The 16081-nt window shown below is 61.9% G+C and carries 14 protein-coding genes and 3 pseudogenes; 10 read left to right on the top strand and 7 right to left on the bottom strand.

Features of this window, described 5'->3' with window-relative positions:
- The first annotated feature begins 96 nt into the window (after positions 1-96).
- Positions 97-1068 carry a glycosyl transferase family 90 gene (locus ACVDG8_RS02225; RefSeq protein ID WP_447253218.1) on the top strand — a complete coding sequence of 324 codons (972 nt, stop codon included), beginning with the start codon at positions 97-99 and terminating at the stop codon, positions 1066-1068.
- Between the two features lie 9 nt (positions 1069-1077).
- Here the strand turns inward: ACVDG8_RS02225 and ACVDG8_RS02220 are convergent, their stop codons facing one another.
- Positions 1078-2121, bottom strand: a complete 1044-nt coding sequence (locus ACVDG8_RS02220; RefSeq protein WP_447253217.1) for an aldo/keto reductase — start codon at positions 2119-2121, stop codon at positions 1078-1080.
- Positions 2122-2385: 264 nt separating this feature from the next.
- Between ACVDG8_RS02220 and ppk2 the strand changes: the two genes are divergently transcribed.
- On the top strand, positions 2386-3306 hold the full coding sequence (ppk2, locus tag ACVDG8_RS02215) for a polyphosphate kinase 2 (protein ID WP_447253216.1): 921 nt from the start codon (positions 2386-2388) through the stop codon (positions 3304-3306).
- Positions 3307-3360: 54 nt separating this feature from the next.
- Here the strand turns inward: ppk2 and ACVDG8_RS02210 are convergent.
- From ACVDG8_RS02210 to ACVDG8_RS02195, 4 genes and pseudogenes are all read right to left on the bottom strand, one after another.
- Positions 3361-4523: pseudogene (locus tag ACVDG8_RS02210) on the bottom strand (IS4 family transposase).
- Between the two features lie 295 nt (positions 4524-4818).
- Positions 4819-5466: a dihydrofolate reductase family protein gene (locus tag ACVDG8_RS02205; protein WP_447253214.1), complete on the bottom strand. Its 648-nt coding sequence runs from the start codon at positions 5464-5466 to the stop codon at positions 4819-4821.
- Positions 5467-5672: 206 nt separating this feature from the next.
- A complete protein-coding gene (gene hemB, locus ACVDG8_RS02200) occupies positions 5673-6704 on the bottom strand; it encodes a porphobilinogen synthase (RefSeq protein WP_447253213.1) in 1032 nt (343 codons plus the stop codon).
- Positions 6705-6852: 148 nt separating this feature from the next.
- Positions 6853-7671 (bottom strand): DUF2066 domain-containing protein, encoded by an 819-nt coding sequence (locus ACVDG8_RS02195; RefSeq protein WP_447253212.1) that lies wholly within the window; start codon positions 7669-7671, stop codon positions 6853-6855.
- Between the two features lie 90 nt (positions 7672-7761).
- On the opposite strand from ACVDG8_RS02195, the gene ACVDG8_RS02190 reads away from it, so the two are divergent.
- The 5 genes and pseudogenes from ACVDG8_RS02190 (at position 7762) to ACVDG8_RS02170 (ending at position 12391) form a co-directional block, all read left to right on the top strand.
- Positions 7762-8316 carry a methyltransferase family protein gene (locus ACVDG8_RS02190; RefSeq protein ID WP_447253211.1) on the top strand — a complete coding sequence of 185 codons (555 nt, stop codon included), beginning with the start codon at positions 7762-7764 and terminating at the stop codon, positions 8314-8316.
- 109 nt (positions 8317-8425) lie between these two features.
- Positions 8426-9465 (top strand): annotated as a pseudogene (locus ACVDG8_RS02185) (enoyl-CoA hydratase/isomerase family protein).
- Positions 9462-9884 carry a DUF6163 family protein gene (locus ACVDG8_RS02180; protein WP_447253209.1) on the top strand — a complete coding sequence of 141 codons (423 nt, stop codon included), beginning with the start codon at positions 9462-9464 and terminating at the stop codon, positions 9882-9884. Before ACVDG8_RS02185 ends, ACVDG8_RS02180 begins: the two are co-directional and overlap by 4 nt.
- A 299-nt stretch (positions 9885-10183) precedes the next feature.
- Positions 10184-10699: a transcriptional regulator LdtR gene (ldtR, locus tag ACVDG8_RS02175; RefSeq protein ID WP_013896002.1), complete on the top strand. Its 516-nt coding sequence runs from the start codon at positions 10184-10186 to the stop codon at positions 10697-10699.
- A 439-nt stretch (positions 10700-11138) separates the two neighbouring features.
- Positions 11139-12391: pseudogene (locus ACVDG8_RS02170) on the top strand (L,D-transpeptidase family protein).
- A gap of 159 nt (positions 12392-12550) precedes the next feature.
- Here ACVDG8_RS02170 and ACVDG8_RS02165 read toward each other — a convergent pair.
- Together ACVDG8_RS02165 and ACVDG8_RS02160 are read right to left on the bottom strand one after the other, a co-directional pair.
- The gene (locus ACVDG8_RS02165; RefSeq protein ID WP_447252026.1) at positions 12551-13921 is read right to left on the bottom strand and encodes an IS1182 family transposase; all 1371 of its coding nucleotides are present in this window, start codon (positions 13919-13921) and stop codon (positions 12551-12553) included.
- A 247-nt stretch (positions 13922-14168) separates the two neighbouring features.
- Positions 14169-15101: a hypothetical protein gene (locus ACVDG8_RS02160; protein ID WP_447253208.1), complete on the bottom strand. Its 933-nt coding sequence runs from the start codon at positions 15099-15101 to the stop codon at positions 14169-14171.
- A gap of 60 nt (positions 15102-15161) precedes the next feature.
- Here ACVDG8_RS02160 and ACVDG8_RS02155 point away from each other — a divergent pair, with 60 nt between their 5' ends.
- From ACVDG8_RS02155 to ACVDG8_RS02145, 3 genes are read left to right on the top strand one after another with little or no spacing between them, the layout of a single operon-like run.
- Positions 15162-15476, top strand: a complete 315-nt coding sequence (locus ACVDG8_RS02155; RefSeq protein WP_447253207.1) for a hypothetical protein — start codon at positions 15162-15164, stop codon at positions 15474-15476.
- A 28-nt stretch (positions 15477-15504) separates the two neighbouring features.
- On the top strand, positions 15505-15744 hold the full coding sequence (locus ACVDG8_RS02150) for a hypothetical protein (protein WP_447253206.1): 240 nt from the start codon (positions 15505-15507) through the stop codon (positions 15742-15744).
- A 32-nt stretch (positions 15745-15776) separates the two neighbouring features.
- Positions 15777-16076, top strand: coding sequence for a hypothetical protein (locus ACVDG8_RS02145; protein WP_455707510.1), 300 nt, complete (start codon positions 15777-15779; stop codon positions 16074-16076).
- The last annotated feature ends 5 nt before the right edge of the window (positions 16077-16081 follow it).

Below are 16081 nucleotides of genomic sequence, written 5' to 3'. Positions count from 1 at the left end.
CGCATTAGCAGGCTTGCAACATAAGCGACACAATGCTGTAGGAGGGATTGGGGACGGGCGCTTACAGCCGTCGACTGTTTGTGTTGAACCGCACGCATGGCAACGATCTCACGCACCGCAGCAAAGCTGTTTTATTATGCACGCAATGCCGTGCGCGACGCTGCCCCTCAGGCCATGTTCCGCGGCCGTCTGGCCGCGCGGCTGGCACAAGCCAGGCTCTCGGGCGAGACGGTTCGCAAGCGGCTGAACTACTACAACAAGCTGACGACGTCCTTCGTCCCGAGCCCGGCTGCCATCCCCACCGGCAAGGTGCCGTTCTCGGCCAGCATGTATTATTACGACCTCAAGGAATTTGCCCGCTACTTCGACCCCGGCTTACGGATCGATCTCGAATTCGGCGACGTCATCGGCGTTCCGGAGATCCCAAGGATCGTCAAGGACCGGCCGATTGTCGACGGTAACGAGAATGGCGTGTTGATGAAGCTCAACAAGTTCCGCCATTTCCACATGCCGCCCGACAGCCAGCCATTTTCTGCCAAGCGTCCGATCGTGGTCTGGCGCGGTCATTTCAACAACCCGATCCGCATGCGTTTCATGGAAGCGGTGGGAAGCCTGCCGATCGTCGATGCCGGTTCGCCGAAGCCCGATGCGCCCGACCAGTACCGCAAACCATTCCTCAGCATCGACGAGCAGCGGCGCTACCGCTACATCGTCTCGCTCGAAGGCAATGATGTCGCGACCAACCTCAAATGGATCATGAGCTCGAACTCGCTCTGCCTGATGCCGCCGCCGACCTACGAAACCTGGTTCGAGGAAGCGCGGATCGAGCCCAACGTGCATTACGTGCCGCTGGCGCCGGATTTCTCCGACCTGGCGGACAAGGTGGCCTATTTCGAAAGCCACCCGTCCGAGGCGCAACGCATCACCGCCGCGGCCAACGCCTATTGCCGGCAGTTCGGTAGCGAGCGGGACGAGCAGGCGATCTCGCTGCTCGTCCTCTACAAATATTTCGTGCTCAGCGGCCAGATCGAGCCCGACCCGGAAGTCTGGCGCTACATCGCCGGCTGAGCCGCGTCTCTAGATGTCGCTGCGGTCGAGCACCAGATCGGCCGGGCTGAAACGATCCTTAGCCGTGAATTGCTGGTGCCAGTAGGGATAAAGTACGGGCGGCCGGCTGACGGCATCGAGGCGCAGGCGCTCGTCAAGCGAGAGCGTCAAGCTTGCCGCGGCGAGATTGTCCTTGAGCTGGGCCTCGTTGCGGGCGCCGATCACCAGTGAGGAGACCGCCGGGCGGCCAAGCAGCCAGGCAAGCGCCACTTGCGCGGCCGAGACGCCACGCGCCTTGCCGATCTCAACCAGCACGTCGACGATCCGCCACAGACGGTCCTCGTCGCGGATCGGCGGTTCCGACCAGCCGCCGATCTGGCGCGCGGTCGGGCTGTCGCGGTGGTATTTGCCGGAGAGCAGGCCGCCGGCCAGCGGGCTCCAGACCAGCACGCCGAGACCCTGGTCGACCGAGATCGGCAAAAGTTCATACTCGGCCTCGCGCGCTTCCAGCGTGTAATGGATCTGCTGGGTGACGAAGCGCGGCTGGTGTTGGCTGTCGCTTATGCCCAGCGCCTTCATCACCTGCCATCCGGAATAGTTGGAGCAGCCGACATAGCGGACCTTGCCCTGGGCAACCAGCGTGTCGAGCGCTGCCATGGTTTCCTCCAGCGGCGTCGTACCGTCCCATTCGTGCAGGAAATAGATGTCGATGACATCGGTCTTCAGCCGCTTCAGGCTTTTCTCGCATTCACGGATCAGATGGTGGCGCGACAGGCCTTCATCATTGGGGCCGGTGCCGATCCGCATGCGCGCCTTCGAGGCAATGAGCACGTCGTTCGGGCGCTTGCCGGCCAGCGCCTCGCCGATGATCTCTTCCGACAATCCATTGGAGTAGACATTGGCGGTGTCGATGAGGTTGATGCCGGCGTCGATGCAGGTGTCGACGATGCGCCTGGCTTCTGAAAGATCGGAATTGCCGACGGCGGCGAACGGTCCGCTGCCGCCGAAGGTCATCGTGCCGAGCGTCAATGTCGAAACTTTCAAGCCGGAACGGCCCAGCGTGCGGTATTCCATGTCGATCCTCGCAATTTTATTTTGAGAGGCGCCGTGGCGGGCGCCGGCAAAGAGGCGAGCGGATTTGTAGGACAATTCCGGCGGTTTGTCGCCCCGCTATCGATACGGGTCGATCACATTCGGCAATCAGTGCCGAATACCAGGCGCTTGCAATAAAACCGTCATTGCGCGTCTGTATCTCAGTCGGCTTACGGAGTTGCGTGTCCGGCCATGCTGGTGAGGCACCCGTAGTGAAGGCGGCTAACAGGTAGGCGGAGCAACGCGATGAACGAAGTGAAACCGAATTCCGGGGCGAAGGACTGGCTGGAAGCCGAACTCGAGGACACGCTCGACGAGGACTATGAATTGGAGATCTCCGAGCCCGCGCTCTCGCTCGAGATTTCAAAAATCTACAAGAAGTCGCATCCACCCTCCATGGAGCGCATGACCTATTTCCGCGAGCTGCTCAGGCTGCAGTCGGAATTGATCAAGCTGCAATCATGGGTCGCCTACCACAAGAAGAAGCTGGTGGTGGTCTTCGAAGGCCGCGACTCCGCCGGCAAGGGCGGCGTCATCAAGCGCATCACCCAGCGCCTCAACCCGCGCATCGCCCGTGTCGTTGCGCTGCCGGCACCGACCGAGCGCGAGAAATCGCAATGGTATTTCCAGCGCTATGTGCCGCATCTGCCGGCCGGCGGCGAGATCGTGCTCTTCGACCGCTCCTGGTACAACCGCTCCGGCGTCGAACGCGTGATGGGTTTTGCCAATCACGACCAGGTCGAGGAATTCTTCCACGACGTGCCGGAATTCGAGCGCATGCTGGTGCGCTCGGGCATCACGCTGGTGAAATACTGGTTCTCGATCACCGACGAGGAACAGCAGATGCGCTTCCTGATGCGCGTCCACGATCCGATGAAGCAGTGGAAGCTGTCGCCGATGGACCTGCAGTCGCGGGTGCGCTGGGAACAGTACACCAAGGCCAAGGAAGAAACTTTCGCGCGCACCAACATTCCTGAGGCGCCGTGGTTCATCGTCGAGGGCAATGACAAGAAGCGGGCCCGTCTGAACTGCATGGCCCATTTGTTGCAGCAACTGCCTTACGAGGAGGTGCCGCACGAGGAGATTTCGCTGCCCGAACGCGTCTTCAATCCGGAGTACGAGCGCCAGGTGCTGCCGCGCGAGTTGTATGTGCCGGAGAAGTATTGAACACCTTTTCCTTCTTTCCTTCTCCCCGTTCTACGCAGGGCTGTCCGGGGAAAGTCATGCATAGTTGAAGCACATCTGGTTTGGCGAGGCATTGGGCTTTCGTTGACTTGGGTTGACGGGCGGCGGCTTGTCGATGGCGGCGATGTTGCGGCGCTCGAAGAGACATCGGACGACCAGGTCAGTGAACCTGAGAATGGGCATTGCGATGCGGCAGGCGCGAGCAGCGATGCGCAGCAGTGCATAAGCGATCATGGCGGCGAAGAGCTGCAGGCGGATGGCATTGTCGTTGGTGCCGAGGAACTTGCGGATCTTCAGATGCTGCTTGATCCAGCGGAACAAGAGTTCGATCTGCCATCGGCCCTTGTAGAGCCGTCCGATCTCGACGGCATCTCGCTTGAGGTCGTTGGTCAAGAGCGTGATGGTGTCGCCGTCATTTCGCTCCAGGATGAGCCTGCGCAACGGGATTGCCAGTTTGGAGTTGGTTTTGCTGGCAAGACTTACCTTGGCATCCTCCAGGACAGTGAAGCCATCGCCTTGAGTTTGGGCGATGCGGCGCCGGCGCTCGACCTTAAGGCCCATATTGGATTTGGGCCGCGTGACGAAGAAAGCCTTGGCGGTGGCGATCGCTGTCCACCAGCCGTAATGGCAATAGCCCTTGTCGAACACATAGGTGGCGCCGTTCTCGATGGTGATCGTGCGGCCGATCTGGGCATCGTTGACGTTGGCATCGGTGATGTCGAGGACACGTGGGCAGTCGCTGTCGGGGTCGTAGACGACATGCATTTTCATGCCGCGGATGCGGCCGTTCGACTTGGCCCAGGTGCAGGCCTTGCCGAGCGGGATGGGGTGGAATCGATCAGCCGCACCATGGCCGTGCCCTCGCGGCGCGTCTGCCGGTCGAGCTGGCCCGCAAGCAAGGCAAACGTGTCGGCAAAGACAGCGATGGGGCGGCGGCGGTTGGCGTCCGACAAGGTCGAACGCCGCAACCGGTCGCTGCCCAGATGATAATGATGCTGGCAGTTGGCGTTCCAGCCCGCTTCCAGGCTGCGCAGGCCGTCGGCGCCACTGAGCTGCGCGTAAACCAGCACCATCAGGTGGTCCCAGCTCTTGAACGACTTGTCGTAGGCATCCCCGTCATGGCTATCCACAACCGTCTGGAAGCTGCGCCGATTGATCGGTTCAACCAGCTTACCAAGAATGCTAGGTGTAAAGCGCATGCTCCGTTCCCTTTCTGAGTCTCGACAACCAGAAGGTAGACGGAAAACCGCCGTCTTACGGGGCATGCGCATGCGGCATTTCGATTCACCAGACACTTTCCCCGGACAGCCCTGCGTTCTACGGGGAGAAGGTGCCCGTAGGGCGGATGAGGGGCGGCGCTGGCGTTGGCGATTGAGCCCTCATCCGCCATTGGCCAAAAATGTCGGTTGTAGCTTTTCGCTAATCTCCAAGGTCGCGCTGCCCCTCATTGCCCTGCCGGGCATTTCTCCCCGTGAACGGGGAAAAATGGACTAACTAGGCCCGCCCGATCATCACATGCGTCGCATCGGTCGTCGCGACCTGCTCGGTGCAGCGATAGCCGAGCTTCAGCATGTCGAGGCCGGCGAAAAGATGCTCGCCGGAGCCGAGCAGGACCGGTGAGATCGCCAGATGCATCTCGTCGATGAGCCGTTCCTGCAGATATTGCCGGATCGTGGAAACGCCGCCGCCAACCCGCACGTCCTTGACGCCGGCCGCGGCCTTCGCCTGTTCGAGCGCGGAATGGATGCCGTCGGTGACGAAGTAAAAAATCGTCCCGCCTTCCATCTCGATCGGGTCGCGCTTGTAGCGGGTGAGCACGAACGTCGGCACGTGATAGGGCGGGTTGTCGCCCCACCAGCCTTTCCAGCTCTCGTCCGGCCAGTCGCCGCGAACCGGGCCGAACATGTTGCGGCCAAGGATCCAGGCGCCGACATTCTCGAAGCTGCGCGCCGCGAACCTGTCGTCGGTGTCGGTGGTGCCACCGTCCTTGCCGATCACCATCTGGCGAAAAGTGCGGGTGCCGATCATCCATTTGTGCAGATTTTCGCCGCCGACGCCGAGTGGGGTGTTGAGGCTCTGGTCGGGGCCAGCGCCGTAGCCGTCGAGCGAGAGGGTGAATGCATTGACACGAAGTTTTGACACCATTGCCTCCTGAACCACCTGTGGTTCGCAATCAGTGGCCGTGTAACCTAACTGCTTGCAAAATACCATCGGTTTCCTGCTGTGCGTAGCAGGCTACAGAAGGCTCCTGACAGCCAGTCTGATGGCGATCGTTGAAAAGAAGATAACGGCGATGATACGCCGCATCGCTGGGCTTCGATGGCCTTCTCATTGAGGTCTAGTGAGAGCTAGTCCCTCAGCATCTCCGCCACGGTCGGCGCGAAATAGGTAAGCACGCCGTCGCAGCCGGCGCGCTTGAGCGCAAGCAGCGATTCCAGCATTGCCTTTTCGCCATCGATCCAGCCATTGGCGGCGGCGGCCTTGATCATCGAATACTCGCCCGACACCTGGTAGGCGAAGGTCGGCATCTGCAGCTCGTCCTTGAGCCGGCGGATGATGTCGAGATAGGGCAGGCCGGGCTTGACCATCAGCATGTCGGCCCCCTCGGCAATGTCCTGCTCGGCCTCGCGCACCGCCTCGTCGGAATTGGCGTGGTCGATGTAGTAGGTCTTCTTGTCGCCCTTGAGCAGGCCGGCGGTACCGACTGCCTCGCGATAGGGTCCGTAGAACGCCGAGGCGAATTTGGTCGCGTAGGACATGATCGCCACGTCCTGGAAACCGTTGGCGTCGAGCGCGTCGCGGATGGCGCCGATACGGCCATCCATCATGTCCGACGGTGCGATGATGTCGGCGCCGGCCGCCGCCTGGATGACGGCCGCGGCGGTAACCTGCTCCACCGTCTCATCGTTGACGATGACGCCGTCGCGCAGGATGCCGTCATGGCCGTGGCTGGTGAACGGGTCGAGCGCCGCATCGGTGATGATGCCGATCTCCGGCACAGCATCCTTGATGGCGCGGGTGGCGCGGTTGATGATGTTGTCGGGGTCGAGGATGTGCGATCCGGTCTGGTCGCGCAGCGCAAGCTCGACATTGGGGAAGGTGGCGATCGCCGGAATGCCGAGCTTGGCCGCGCGCTCGGCTTCCTTGACGGCAAGATCGATGGACAGTCGAAACACATCCGGCATCGCCGCAATCGGCTCGCGCGTGTTCTTGCCGTCGATGACGAAGATCGGCCAGATCAGGTCGTTGACCGAGAGCTGGTTTTCCTGCACCAGGCGGCGCGACCAGTCGGCCTTGCGCATGCGCCGCAAACGCCGGCTGCCGGTGATCTCGTCGACGCTGCGCGCGCCGGCAGGCTTTGCGGGGGTGAATTTGTTCATCGCCAAAACTCGCTTTTTCGGTGAGGCTTTTACCACGCGCCCCCGCCGCTGACCAATGCGACACGATTGTGCCAGCAGTCGCTCCGGGGCAGGGCGGGTTGAGATTCAGGCCATTTGCAGACCGGCATCACCTGAATATCAATTTGCCCTAGGGCTGCCCATTCCCCGACAGGATCTGCGCCGCGCCCCGCATGGCCACCCGAAACGCCTCGTCGAAGCTGACGCCGCGCACCTGCCAGCGATAGGTCTTGCCGCGATTGGCCAGTCGCCAGTCCGCGATCCAGCCGAGCTCCTTGTCGCTCCACACGATGTTGCCTGCGAGCGCCCGGGCGGCTCCTGCTTTCTTCGCCAACTGGTCGAGCTTCGCCATGTCTGCGGTGGCGAGCGCCTTATCATCGAGGCCGCCGATCTGGCCGGCCTTCGGAAATGTGATGCGCATCAGCAACGGAACGGAGGCGTTGGCGAAGGATTCGCGCATCGTTGCGCCCTGATCCTCATCGGTCGTCAGCACGAAATGCCGCCGGCCTTGTTCGGCAGTCATGAACACGGCAAGCAGCGGCCGTTCGCCAAGCCAGGGCTTGCTGCCAAGCTGTGCCAGAAGCTTGTCGACCACGGCCGGCTTATAGAGGCAGGTCAGGTCGTGCGGGCGGTCATGCGTGCCTTGCTCGTCATGAACCGGAATGCCTTCCAGCCTGTCATGGTAGCGGAACGATTGGACGAAATGGTCGGCCTTGTCGCGCAGCGCCAGGTTCTCCGGTTTCTGCGTCAGCCGCTGGTCGCCCGAGACCTTGACCAGCACCTTGTCCAGGCAATCGCGAAAACCGATCTGCCGGTTCACCTCACCGGTCCCGGTGACAATGGTCTGTGCCTGATAAAGCTCCGCCGGCGCGGCGTCGGCTGGCCGAGACAAGAGGCAGATTGCGATCACACCAATCGCTGCAGCCGCGAGGCGAGAAAATCCGGGCATCGCTTGCGGTCCGGTTCAAGATGCCCATTTTCTAGCACCGCTCGCGTGCGGCGGCCAAGGCGAATTGCCGGCTAATTGAAGGAGCAAGGCATGACCTTCATCTGGTTCATCTATGCCGCCTGGCTGCTGCTTATCATCTATCTGAGCGTTCAGGCGATCGGCGTGAAACGTGATGCCGAGCCGCATCTGCTGCAGAGCTTCGGTTTGATGTTTGCCATGATTGTCGCTTTCCTGCTGCCGCGCCTGCCGTTGTTCGCCTTTGTCAACTTCGCCCCTGTGAATTCGATCCTGAGCGGCATCGGCATCGGCACCGTAATCGCCATCGCCGGCATGGCGCTCCTGGTGTGGGCGCGGCAAACGCTCGGCCGCAACTGGAGCCAGACCGTCTCCGCCAAGCAGGAGCATGAGCTGGTGAGGTCCGGTCCATATCGCCGGCTGCGCCATCCCATGTACACGGGCGGTCTGCTCGCATGCATCGGCTCGGCGATTGTCGCAGGCGGCCCCTTCATCTTTCTGCTCGTCCTGCTCGGGGCGATTTTCATCTGGCGGGTCGATGCCGAGGACCGGCTGCTGGCGCGGCAATTCCCCGATGAATTCCCCGATTATACGCGCCGCACAAACGCGCTCATCCCATTTGTCTGGTAGCCTGCTCGCCGCAAGACGTTGCCTGTCCTAGCAGTCGACAATTGACGTTAGCACAGCCGCCGCTTAGCACTTCTCTCCCCTGGGAGGGCCGGGAGAGGATTCTCTGGTGATGGACTTTGGCGGAGGCGACGAAATTCGCTTCGAGAAGCTGGGCAAGGCGGGCGTCGTCACGTTGACGCGGCCGCGCGCGCTCAATTCCATCACACACATATGGTCAGGGCGCTGTCCAGGGCGCTCGATGCCTGGGAAGAGGACGCGGGCATCAACGTCGTCGTCATCAAGGCCGAGGGCAGGGCGTTCTCCGCCGGCGGCGATATCCTGCACGTCTACGAGGCCGGTCGTGCCGGCAAGCCGCCGGTCGATTTCTTCGCCGATGAATACCGGCTCAACGCCCGCATCGCCCGCTTCAAGAAACCCTATGTGTCGCTGATCGACGGCATCGTCATGGGCGGCGGCGTCGGCATTTCCTTTCATGGCTCGCATCGCGTGCTGACCGAGAACGCGCAGTTCGCCATGCCGGAGGTCGGCATCGGCTTCTTTCCAGACGTCGGCGGCAGCCACCTGCTGCCAGATCTCGGCGGCAGCTTCGGCATGTATCTCGCTTTGACCGGAAATCGCATCCGCCATGGCGATGCGCTGTGGTCGGGGCTGGCCACGCACACGATCAAGGCGCAGGACCAGGCGGGGCTGCTCGACGAACTGACGGCGAGCAATGATCCAAATGCCGAGCTGCGCGATTTCTTTGTTCCTGCCAAGCGCGAGACGGAGCGGCAAGATCTGGATTCGATCGCGCGCCATTTTTCGCAAAGCTCGCTCGCCGACATCGTCATCAGCCTGGAGGAGGCCGCCGGCGGCGATGCCTTTGCCGCAAAGACGCTGGCGACGATCAAGACCCGCTCGCCGACCAGCCTTCACGTCGCTTGGCGCGAGATCAGCGCCGGCTCGACGCTGTCGATGGACGAATGCATGAAGATGGAGTTCCGCATCCTCAACCGCATGCTCGCCGGCCATGACTTCTACGAAGGCATCCGCGCTGTGATCATCGACAAAGGCTCGAAGCCTGAGTGGCGGCCGTCCGACCTCGGGGACGTCGGCGCGGCCGACATCGACGCCTATTTCGCGCCGCTCGCGCAGGAGCTCGAATTATGAGCGAGGTGACCTCCAGGCGCGTGATGCTGCAGCCCTCGACCACCGAGGTGATCTTCGCCTGGTTCCAGCGCGTCATCGCCGGCTACTGCCTTTTGTTCGGCATCTTCTACTGGATCCGCCTGATCGGCATCTATCCGGGCGAACTGTGGCGCTTCGACCTGATGCCGGTGCACTGGCAGGTGGCGGCGGCCATGCTCGCCGTATTCTTTCCCTTCGCCGCGGCCGGCCTCTGGATGCTGGCGTCCTGGGGGCCGGTGATCTGGTTCATCTGCGCGGCGACCGAAACGGTGATGTATGCCGGTTTACCCGACCTTTTCGGCCACCGGCTGCTGATTGTCGTCTCGCATGCCTGCGTGGCCTTGCTCTACATCGTCTTTCGCGTCACCATCTGGATGCAGAAGCGCCAGCTTCGCCAATGAGCATGATGCCGAAAAGCGTGAAGCGGTTTTCGGACCACATCATGCTCCGCTCATAGAGCCGGACTTGACCGGCTTCGCGGGCCGTTTCCACCGCCCGTTTTTCCCCAAAATCCATTGGCTAAATCTTTAGGTTAATTGTTCTTGCTCGGGTGACCGATCGTTAAGCGTCTTTCGAAACCTCTTACCGGTAAGCTCTTGTTAGCCCTGGCGTTTAAGTCGAATTTTATGAGTATTCGATAGTGTCGCGATCAAGGTGAAAAACAAAAAATCACCAAGGCGACAAACGAGAGGCAAAGACAATGATCAATTCGCGTCCGGCGGCGAAGACCGCAAACGTATCCGACGATCGCCGCGAGGCAATCCGTTCGCTGTACATGGAATCGCTGCAGCTGGTGGAGCGTCTGCACCGCCGCCTGCTTGACGTGATCAAGGACGAGTTCGACCGCAACGGCCGTTCCGACATCAACGCCATCCAGGCGCTGCTGCTCTTCAACATCGGCAATTCGGAGCTGACCGCCGGCGAGTTGCGCTCGCGGGGCTATTATCTCGGCTCGAACGTCTCCTACAATCTGAAGAAGCTGGTCGACCTGGGCTTCATCAACCACCAGCGCTCGCGCATCGACCGCCGTTCGGTCCGCGTCTCGCTGACGCCGAAGGGCAACGAGGTGGCCGACGTCGTCGCTGGTCTCTATGAGCGCCATGTCGGCTCGATCGAGCAGGTCGGCGGCATCAACACCGACGAGTTCAAGCAGATGAACCGCGCGCTGCAGCGCCTGGATCGCTTCTGGAACGACACCATCGCTTACCGGATGTAAGCGGATAGAGGGTTCGAGCCGCGCCAAAGAAGCGCGGGCGGGGGGAAAGCAATAAAGGGCCGGTGCTGGAGCGCGCCGGTCCTTTTTCTTGTCTTCTTATCGCCAAAGCGCAAGCGGCGAGGGAGCTGACCGCATGCTGCGCGGGTGACAGGCAAGCGATACCGAAAAGCATCGGTTGCGGTTTTCCATCCCATCGGCATAAGCAAATCGCGGGCCAAGGCCACGTTGCCGCCATAATCACGGTCAATGCGAATGACAGGTGATGCTGCGGGCCTATGCCCTGCGCTCCTTGGAACCTGCGTGGCGGCAGCGCGTTTCTGGCGGCCGAGCGGCGTCGGGTTCATGGTTGGCGAAATGTTAAGTTTGCCAATCCTAGAGTGCGGACAATGCCGCCCGACCAGCGAATTGAGCGAGAGCGATTAAGCAAAGAATGTCTGCCATGAGAACCAGCCGCCGTTTCTTCCTCACCGGGGCCTCCGCGCTCGCTGCCGCCGTGGTCGCCGGCCATGCCAGCGCGCAGGACGTGATCGGAGACATTCTAAAATCCTCGACCCGCGGCAATTGGGATGATCAGTTCGACGCCCGCGCCAACGACACCAACAAAGTCGCCTCAACGCTGCCGATCTTCAGCCAGCAGACCGTCGCCTTCACCGAGCAGGCGGTGGCGCAGTACCAGAACATCGTCGGGCAGGGGGCTGGGAGCAGGTTCCGGCGACCAAGAAGTTGCAGCTCGGCGTCGACGATCCGGATGTCGTGCCGCTGCGCAAGCGCCTGATGGTCTCCGGTGACCTGCCGCAAAGCGCCGGCATCTCGACGGCCTTTGATTCCTATGTCGACTCGGCGGTCAAGCGTTTCCAGCTCCGTCATGGCCTGCCGGCCGACGGCTCCATGGGCAAGTACACCTATGCGGCAATGAACGTGTCGGCGCAGATCCGGCTCGGCCAGTTGCAGACCAATCTTCAGCGCCTGAAGGAAAAGGCCGGCACGCTGGGCAGCCGTTACGTGCTGGTCGACATTCCGGCGGCGCAGGTCGAAGCGGTCGAGAACGACCGCGTCGTGCTTCGCCACACCGCTATCGTCGGCAAGATCGACCGCCAGACGCCGATCGTGAACTCCAAGATCAACGAGATCATCGTCAATCCGTACTGGAACGCGCCGGTATCGATCGTGCGCAAGGACATCATTCCGCTGATGCGGAAGGACCCCAACTATCTCAAGGAAAGCCACATCCGACTGTTCGCGCCGGATGGCAGCGAGGTCGATCCGATGACCATCGACTGGTCGACGGACGATGCCGCGAAATACCGCTTCCGCCAGGATCCGGGCAGCAACAACGCGATGGCCTCGGTCAAGATCAACTTCCCGAGCCCGGATGGCGTCTACATGCACGACACGCCGCAGCAGAGCCTGTTCGGCAAGCTGATGCGCTTCGATTCCTCCGGCTGCGTGCGCGTCCAGAACGTGCGCGATCTCGTCACCTGGATCCTACGCGACACGCCCGGTTGGGACCGCCAGCATTTCGAGGCGGCGATCAAGACCGGCGACAACACGCCGATCAATGTGGTCAATCCGGTGCCGGTCCACTTTCTCTATCTCTCGGCATGGTCGACGGGTCCGGGCGTCGTCCAGTTCCGCGACGACATCTACGCCCTTGACGGCGCCACCGAGCTGCAGATCAGCTCCGCGCAGTAAGCATCTGATATTTCGAATAAAGAGGCCGCTATCAGAGCGGCCTTCAGACCGCTGACAAACCCCGTCGATTTTCGGCGGGGTTTTGTTTTTGCGGATTGATTTGGCTCAGCAAATTTGTGTCGGGAGGAGATGTCAGGAGACAGCTGGCGGCGATGGGCCTCAGGCGAGGCTCGGTTTGAGCTTTGGCCAGAGGCTGATTGCGATCTTTTTCATGTTCTGGGCGGCGGCTGCGATCAGGCACTGGCAGGCGACACGAGTTCGCCCTCGGAAGCGGGCGTAGCGGTGGCCAAAGAGCTGCTTGGCGTCGGCGAAGGAGCGCTCGACCGTCTCCTTGCGGCGCCGGTAGATGGCCTTGCCCCAAGCCGTGAGCCGGTTGGCGTCGACCCGCTCGCGGGCATCTTGCCAGACATGGCGCGTGATGGTGCGCTCGGCCTTGGCGTTTGATGTGCAGGAGGCCAGCAGCGGACAGTCGCGGCAGATGGCTGGATCGCTCCTGTAATGGCGATAGCCACTGCGTTCGGTGGTGACGTAGGTGAGCAGCTGGCCCTGCGGGCAACGATAGCCGTCCGCCTCCGGTTCATAGACGAAGTTGCTCTTTCTCATCTTGCCAGGCTTTGGCGGGGTCGGGTTGCGATAGCCGATGACGCCGCTGATGTTCCTGTCCTCCAGGCCCTTGGCGATGCCCGGCGTGGCATAGCCGGCATCCAGCCCCGCCGCCGCCACGGTGAAGCCGAAGCGCTTAACCTGACGGTCGAGCCGGCCTAGATAGACGATCGAGTCATGCACGTTGGCCGGCGTGGCGTATGTGTCGGTGATGATGCCGCAGCGCCCATCCACCGTGCGGTGATCGAGGTAGAAGAAGCCCTTCGGCTTGCCCTCGCGCACCATGTAGCCGGCATCCGGATCGGCGCGCGAGATCTTGGTCTGCTTCTGCGCAGGCTTGCGCTCCTTGGCCTTCAGCGGCTTTTGGCCATGCAGCGTCCGTTCCGCCTCGATGGCGCGGTCCAGATCGGCCCAGTAGTCGGCGCGCGACTTGGCCACCATGGCAAGGTCGTACTTGCCCTTGTTGGCGTTGGCCTTCAGATGTGTGCTGTCGGTATAGAGCACCGTCCCGTCCACCAGCCCCACCCCGATCGCCTGTTCGACGATGCGGTCGAAGATCGCTTGCGCGACCGTCTCGTCTTGATAGCGACGGCGTCGGTTCTGCGACAGCGTCGAGGCATCGAACACCTTGTCGGTCAGCTTCAGCCGCAGGAACCAGCGATAGGCGACATTGACCTCGATCTCGCGCACCAACTGCCGCTCCGAGCGCACCCCGAACAGGTAGCCGATGAACAGCGCCTTGAACATCAAGGTCGGGTCGAGCGGCGGCCGACCATTGTCGGCACAGTACAAGGGCGCTGTCAGATCGTGGATGAAGGAAAAGTCGATCGCTCGATCGATCTTGCGCAACAAGTGATCAGCCGGAACCAGCTGATCCAACGTTACCATCTCAAGCGCGGTCTGTTCAGGGGCGGGTCGCTTCAACATGACCCAGTGAATCAAAAACCCCCGGCAAATGCCAGGGGTTTGTCAGCAGTCTGAAGGCCGCTATCAGAGCGGCCTTTTTCGTTTAAGCAATTCCAGGAAAAGCGTAAGCGGTTAAGTTCGGCGACTTCGCCGTAACCCTCCGCCCAGAATTGCGTTAAAACAAAGAGTTAGAGCGCTTCGCCGTTTTCCATGAAGCGGTTAAGCCCCGCCGCAGTCGCCGTCGAGAGCTTGTCAAGTTCGCGCGCTTTTAGCCCGCGTGCTGCAGCCAATGGCGGTCAAACACGTCGAGGATGGCGCGGAATTCGGACGGCGGGATCTGGCTGACGCCCCCGTCCCCGTCGGCGCTGAGGAATTGGCCGAGCTGGCGGTCGACCGCTTCCGGGTGCTCCATGATGATGCCGAGACTTGCCAGGTCGGCGGCGATCGAGATGCCGGGCGGCAGGGGCCCGCCCCATTGTTCGGCGGCAGGCGCATCGCGCAGGCGCACCAACAGGATCCTGGTGAGCGAGGGCTGCGCTTCCGGGGCGAAGATGGCGGTGCCTACCATATAGCCGCCGAGCACACTCACCGGCTGCGTATGCGGGAACAGGCAAAGGAAGGACTGCGCCTCGCCGCCCACCTCCTTCAGATGCAGATAGAGGCTGCGCTTTGCCGGCGTGACCGGCCCGGAGAGCTGCAACTGCCCGTTCGGCAATGTTTCGCGATATATGGCGGTGAAGGCATGCGCACCCGGCCCCGCCTCGATCGCTAGGCGGCCCCTGATGAGTTGGCCGTGATAATAGGGCGACCAAGCGCGTGTATACCAGGCATAGGTCCCGGCGAGCGCCAGCCCGATGCCTTTGTCGTCATGCCCGGGCGAGGCAGCGGACTGCGCGTGGGCACGGCGTTCGAGCTCGGCCGCGTCGATGCCGTGGCGGGTCGCTATCGCGGCCGCGAAGCTCCGCAGGTCGCTCTCGGCGATCCAGGCGCCGGGCTGCTCGAGGCGCAGCACTTTCGCCCAATCCTCGTAGACGCTGTGCTCGCGAGGCTGCGCGCGCGCCTGCAGCCATTTGTCGGCGCGCCCAACATCGAAAGCCGTCTTTGGATTGACCGCCCGGAACGCCGCCGCCAGATCCTTGCGGCTGGCGGTTCCCAGCACGACCGAGGTCAGTCGTAACTTCTGAGCGATGTTCAGTGCCATCCGGCTGGACCTGTTCCATCCCGATGGAATCAGGATTGGCTTCTTGTTCGAGCGAAGACCATGCTTTCACGCTCCCCGCAGCTCACTACGCACTGCAATCCGAGCAAGCGAGCTATATCGCAGGCTCTGCGCCTGGTCGATTTATTTCTATTCGCTAATATTCCAGGAATTCCAGAGAATTCCATGCCGTTCCGCATGCAGCCCCTTTTCGCACCATCGACCAGCGCTAAGCTCGCCATGGGCAAGGGGCAGATCGTCAAGAAGAACGCGCTGAATGTGGGGCTTGAGCTCCCCTTCCTTCGTAGAGCAGTGACACGCTCGATGTCGAGCAACGGCGAAACCTGGCTTCGAAGGCCGGGAACAACCGAACTGTAATGCCACCTCATCAAGAAGGAACTATCAGATGACCTCAACCGCCTCTTCCAGACTCACCTTCATTGCATTCACCGCGGGATGCAGCGCATTGGCGCTGCTCTTCGCGTATGCGCCGGCCGGAGGGTTGCCGTCGAAATATGTCAAGGGGCCGGCGCCGCAGGCTCTCCAGCCTACGCGCATCGCCGTGGACAACGAGGCGCACGCGATACGCTTCTACATCGACGGCAAGCAGGTCGCCCTGCTCGACGCGTCCGGTTTCAAGCAATGAGGGAGCCACAGAGCCAAGAGAGGGTCGGGGCCTTGGCGCCGCCGCGGGGCAGGCGCCTGCCCGCGCGGGCCGCGACGCTACGCCGTCTCGACGAGACGTGGATCAAGACCAACATGGCCTCACCGCGGCTGAGGGCCAAGGGGACAGCGCCTGCGCGGCTTAAGATGCGGCTGGAGGGAGCGAGGCTTGGGCGCAGGGCCATCGGGGCGCATCTTCGGCTTTGCCGTGTCGGCCTTCTTTCGCTCATCATCTCCGAGGCGATGATGATGCTCGCCGACGACGAGCATATCGAGGACAAGTCGATCATGCGGCAGATCAAGTTCCAACGCTGAGGCTC

It is taken from the genome of Mesorhizobium sp. ORM8.1 (assembly GCF_053005525.2).
The sequence above is the reverse complement of the archived record's forward strand: the minus strand, read 5'-3'. Positions and strand labels throughout refer to the sequence as shown.

What these genes read in the sequence shown, in the direction of transcription:
- ACVDG8_RS02225 (WP_447253218.1), top strand. Translation starts at nt 97, where the DNA reads ATGGCAACGATCTCACGCACCGCAGCAAAGCTGTTTTATTATGCACGC.
- ACVDG8_RS02220 (WP_447253217.1), bottom strand. Translation starts at nt 2,121, where the DNA reads ATGGAATACCGCACGCTGGGCCGTTCCGGCTTGAAAGTTTCGACATTG.
- ppk2 (WP_447253216.1), top strand. Translation starts at nt 2,386, where the DNA reads ATGAACGAAGTGAAACCGAATTCCGGGGCGAAGGACTGGCTGGAAGCC.
- hemB (WP_447253213.1), bottom strand. Translation starts at nt 6,704, where the DNA reads ATGAACAAATTCACCCCCGCAAAGCCTGCCGGCGCGCGCAGCGTCGAC.
- ACVDG8_RS02195 (WP_447253212.1), bottom strand. Translation starts at nt 7,671, where the DNA reads ATGCCCGGATTTTCTCGCCTCGCGGCTGCAGCGATTGGTGTGATCGCA.
- ACVDG8_RS02190 (WP_447253211.1), top strand. Translation starts at nt 7,762, where the DNA reads ATGACCTTCATCTGGTTCATCTATGCCGCCTGGCTGCTGCTTATCATC.
- ACVDG8_RS02180 (WP_447253209.1), top strand. Translation starts at nt 9,462, where the DNA reads ATGAGCGAGGTGACCTCCAGGCGCGTGATGCTGCAGCCCTCGACCACC.
- ldtR (WP_013896002.1), top strand. Translation starts at nt 10,184, where the DNA reads ATGATCAATTCGCGTCCGGCGGCGAAGACCGCAAACGTATCCGACGAT.
- ACVDG8_RS02165 (WP_447252026.1), bottom strand. Translation starts at nt 13,921, where the DNA reads ATGTTGAAGCGACCCGCCCCTGAACAGACCGCGCTTGAGATGGTAACG.
- ACVDG8_RS02160 (WP_447253208.1), bottom strand. Translation starts at nt 15,101, where the DNA reads ATGGCACTGAACATCGCTCAGAAGTTACGACTGACCTCGGTCGTGCTG.
- ACVDG8_RS02155 (WP_447253207.1), top strand. Translation starts at nt 15,162, where the DNA reads ATGCTTTCACGCTCCCCGCAGCTCACTACGCACTGCAATCCGAGCAAG.
- ACVDG8_RS02150 (WP_447253206.1), top strand. Translation starts at nt 15,505, where the DNA reads ATGACCTCAACCGCCTCTTCCAGACTCACCTTCATTGCATTCACCGCG.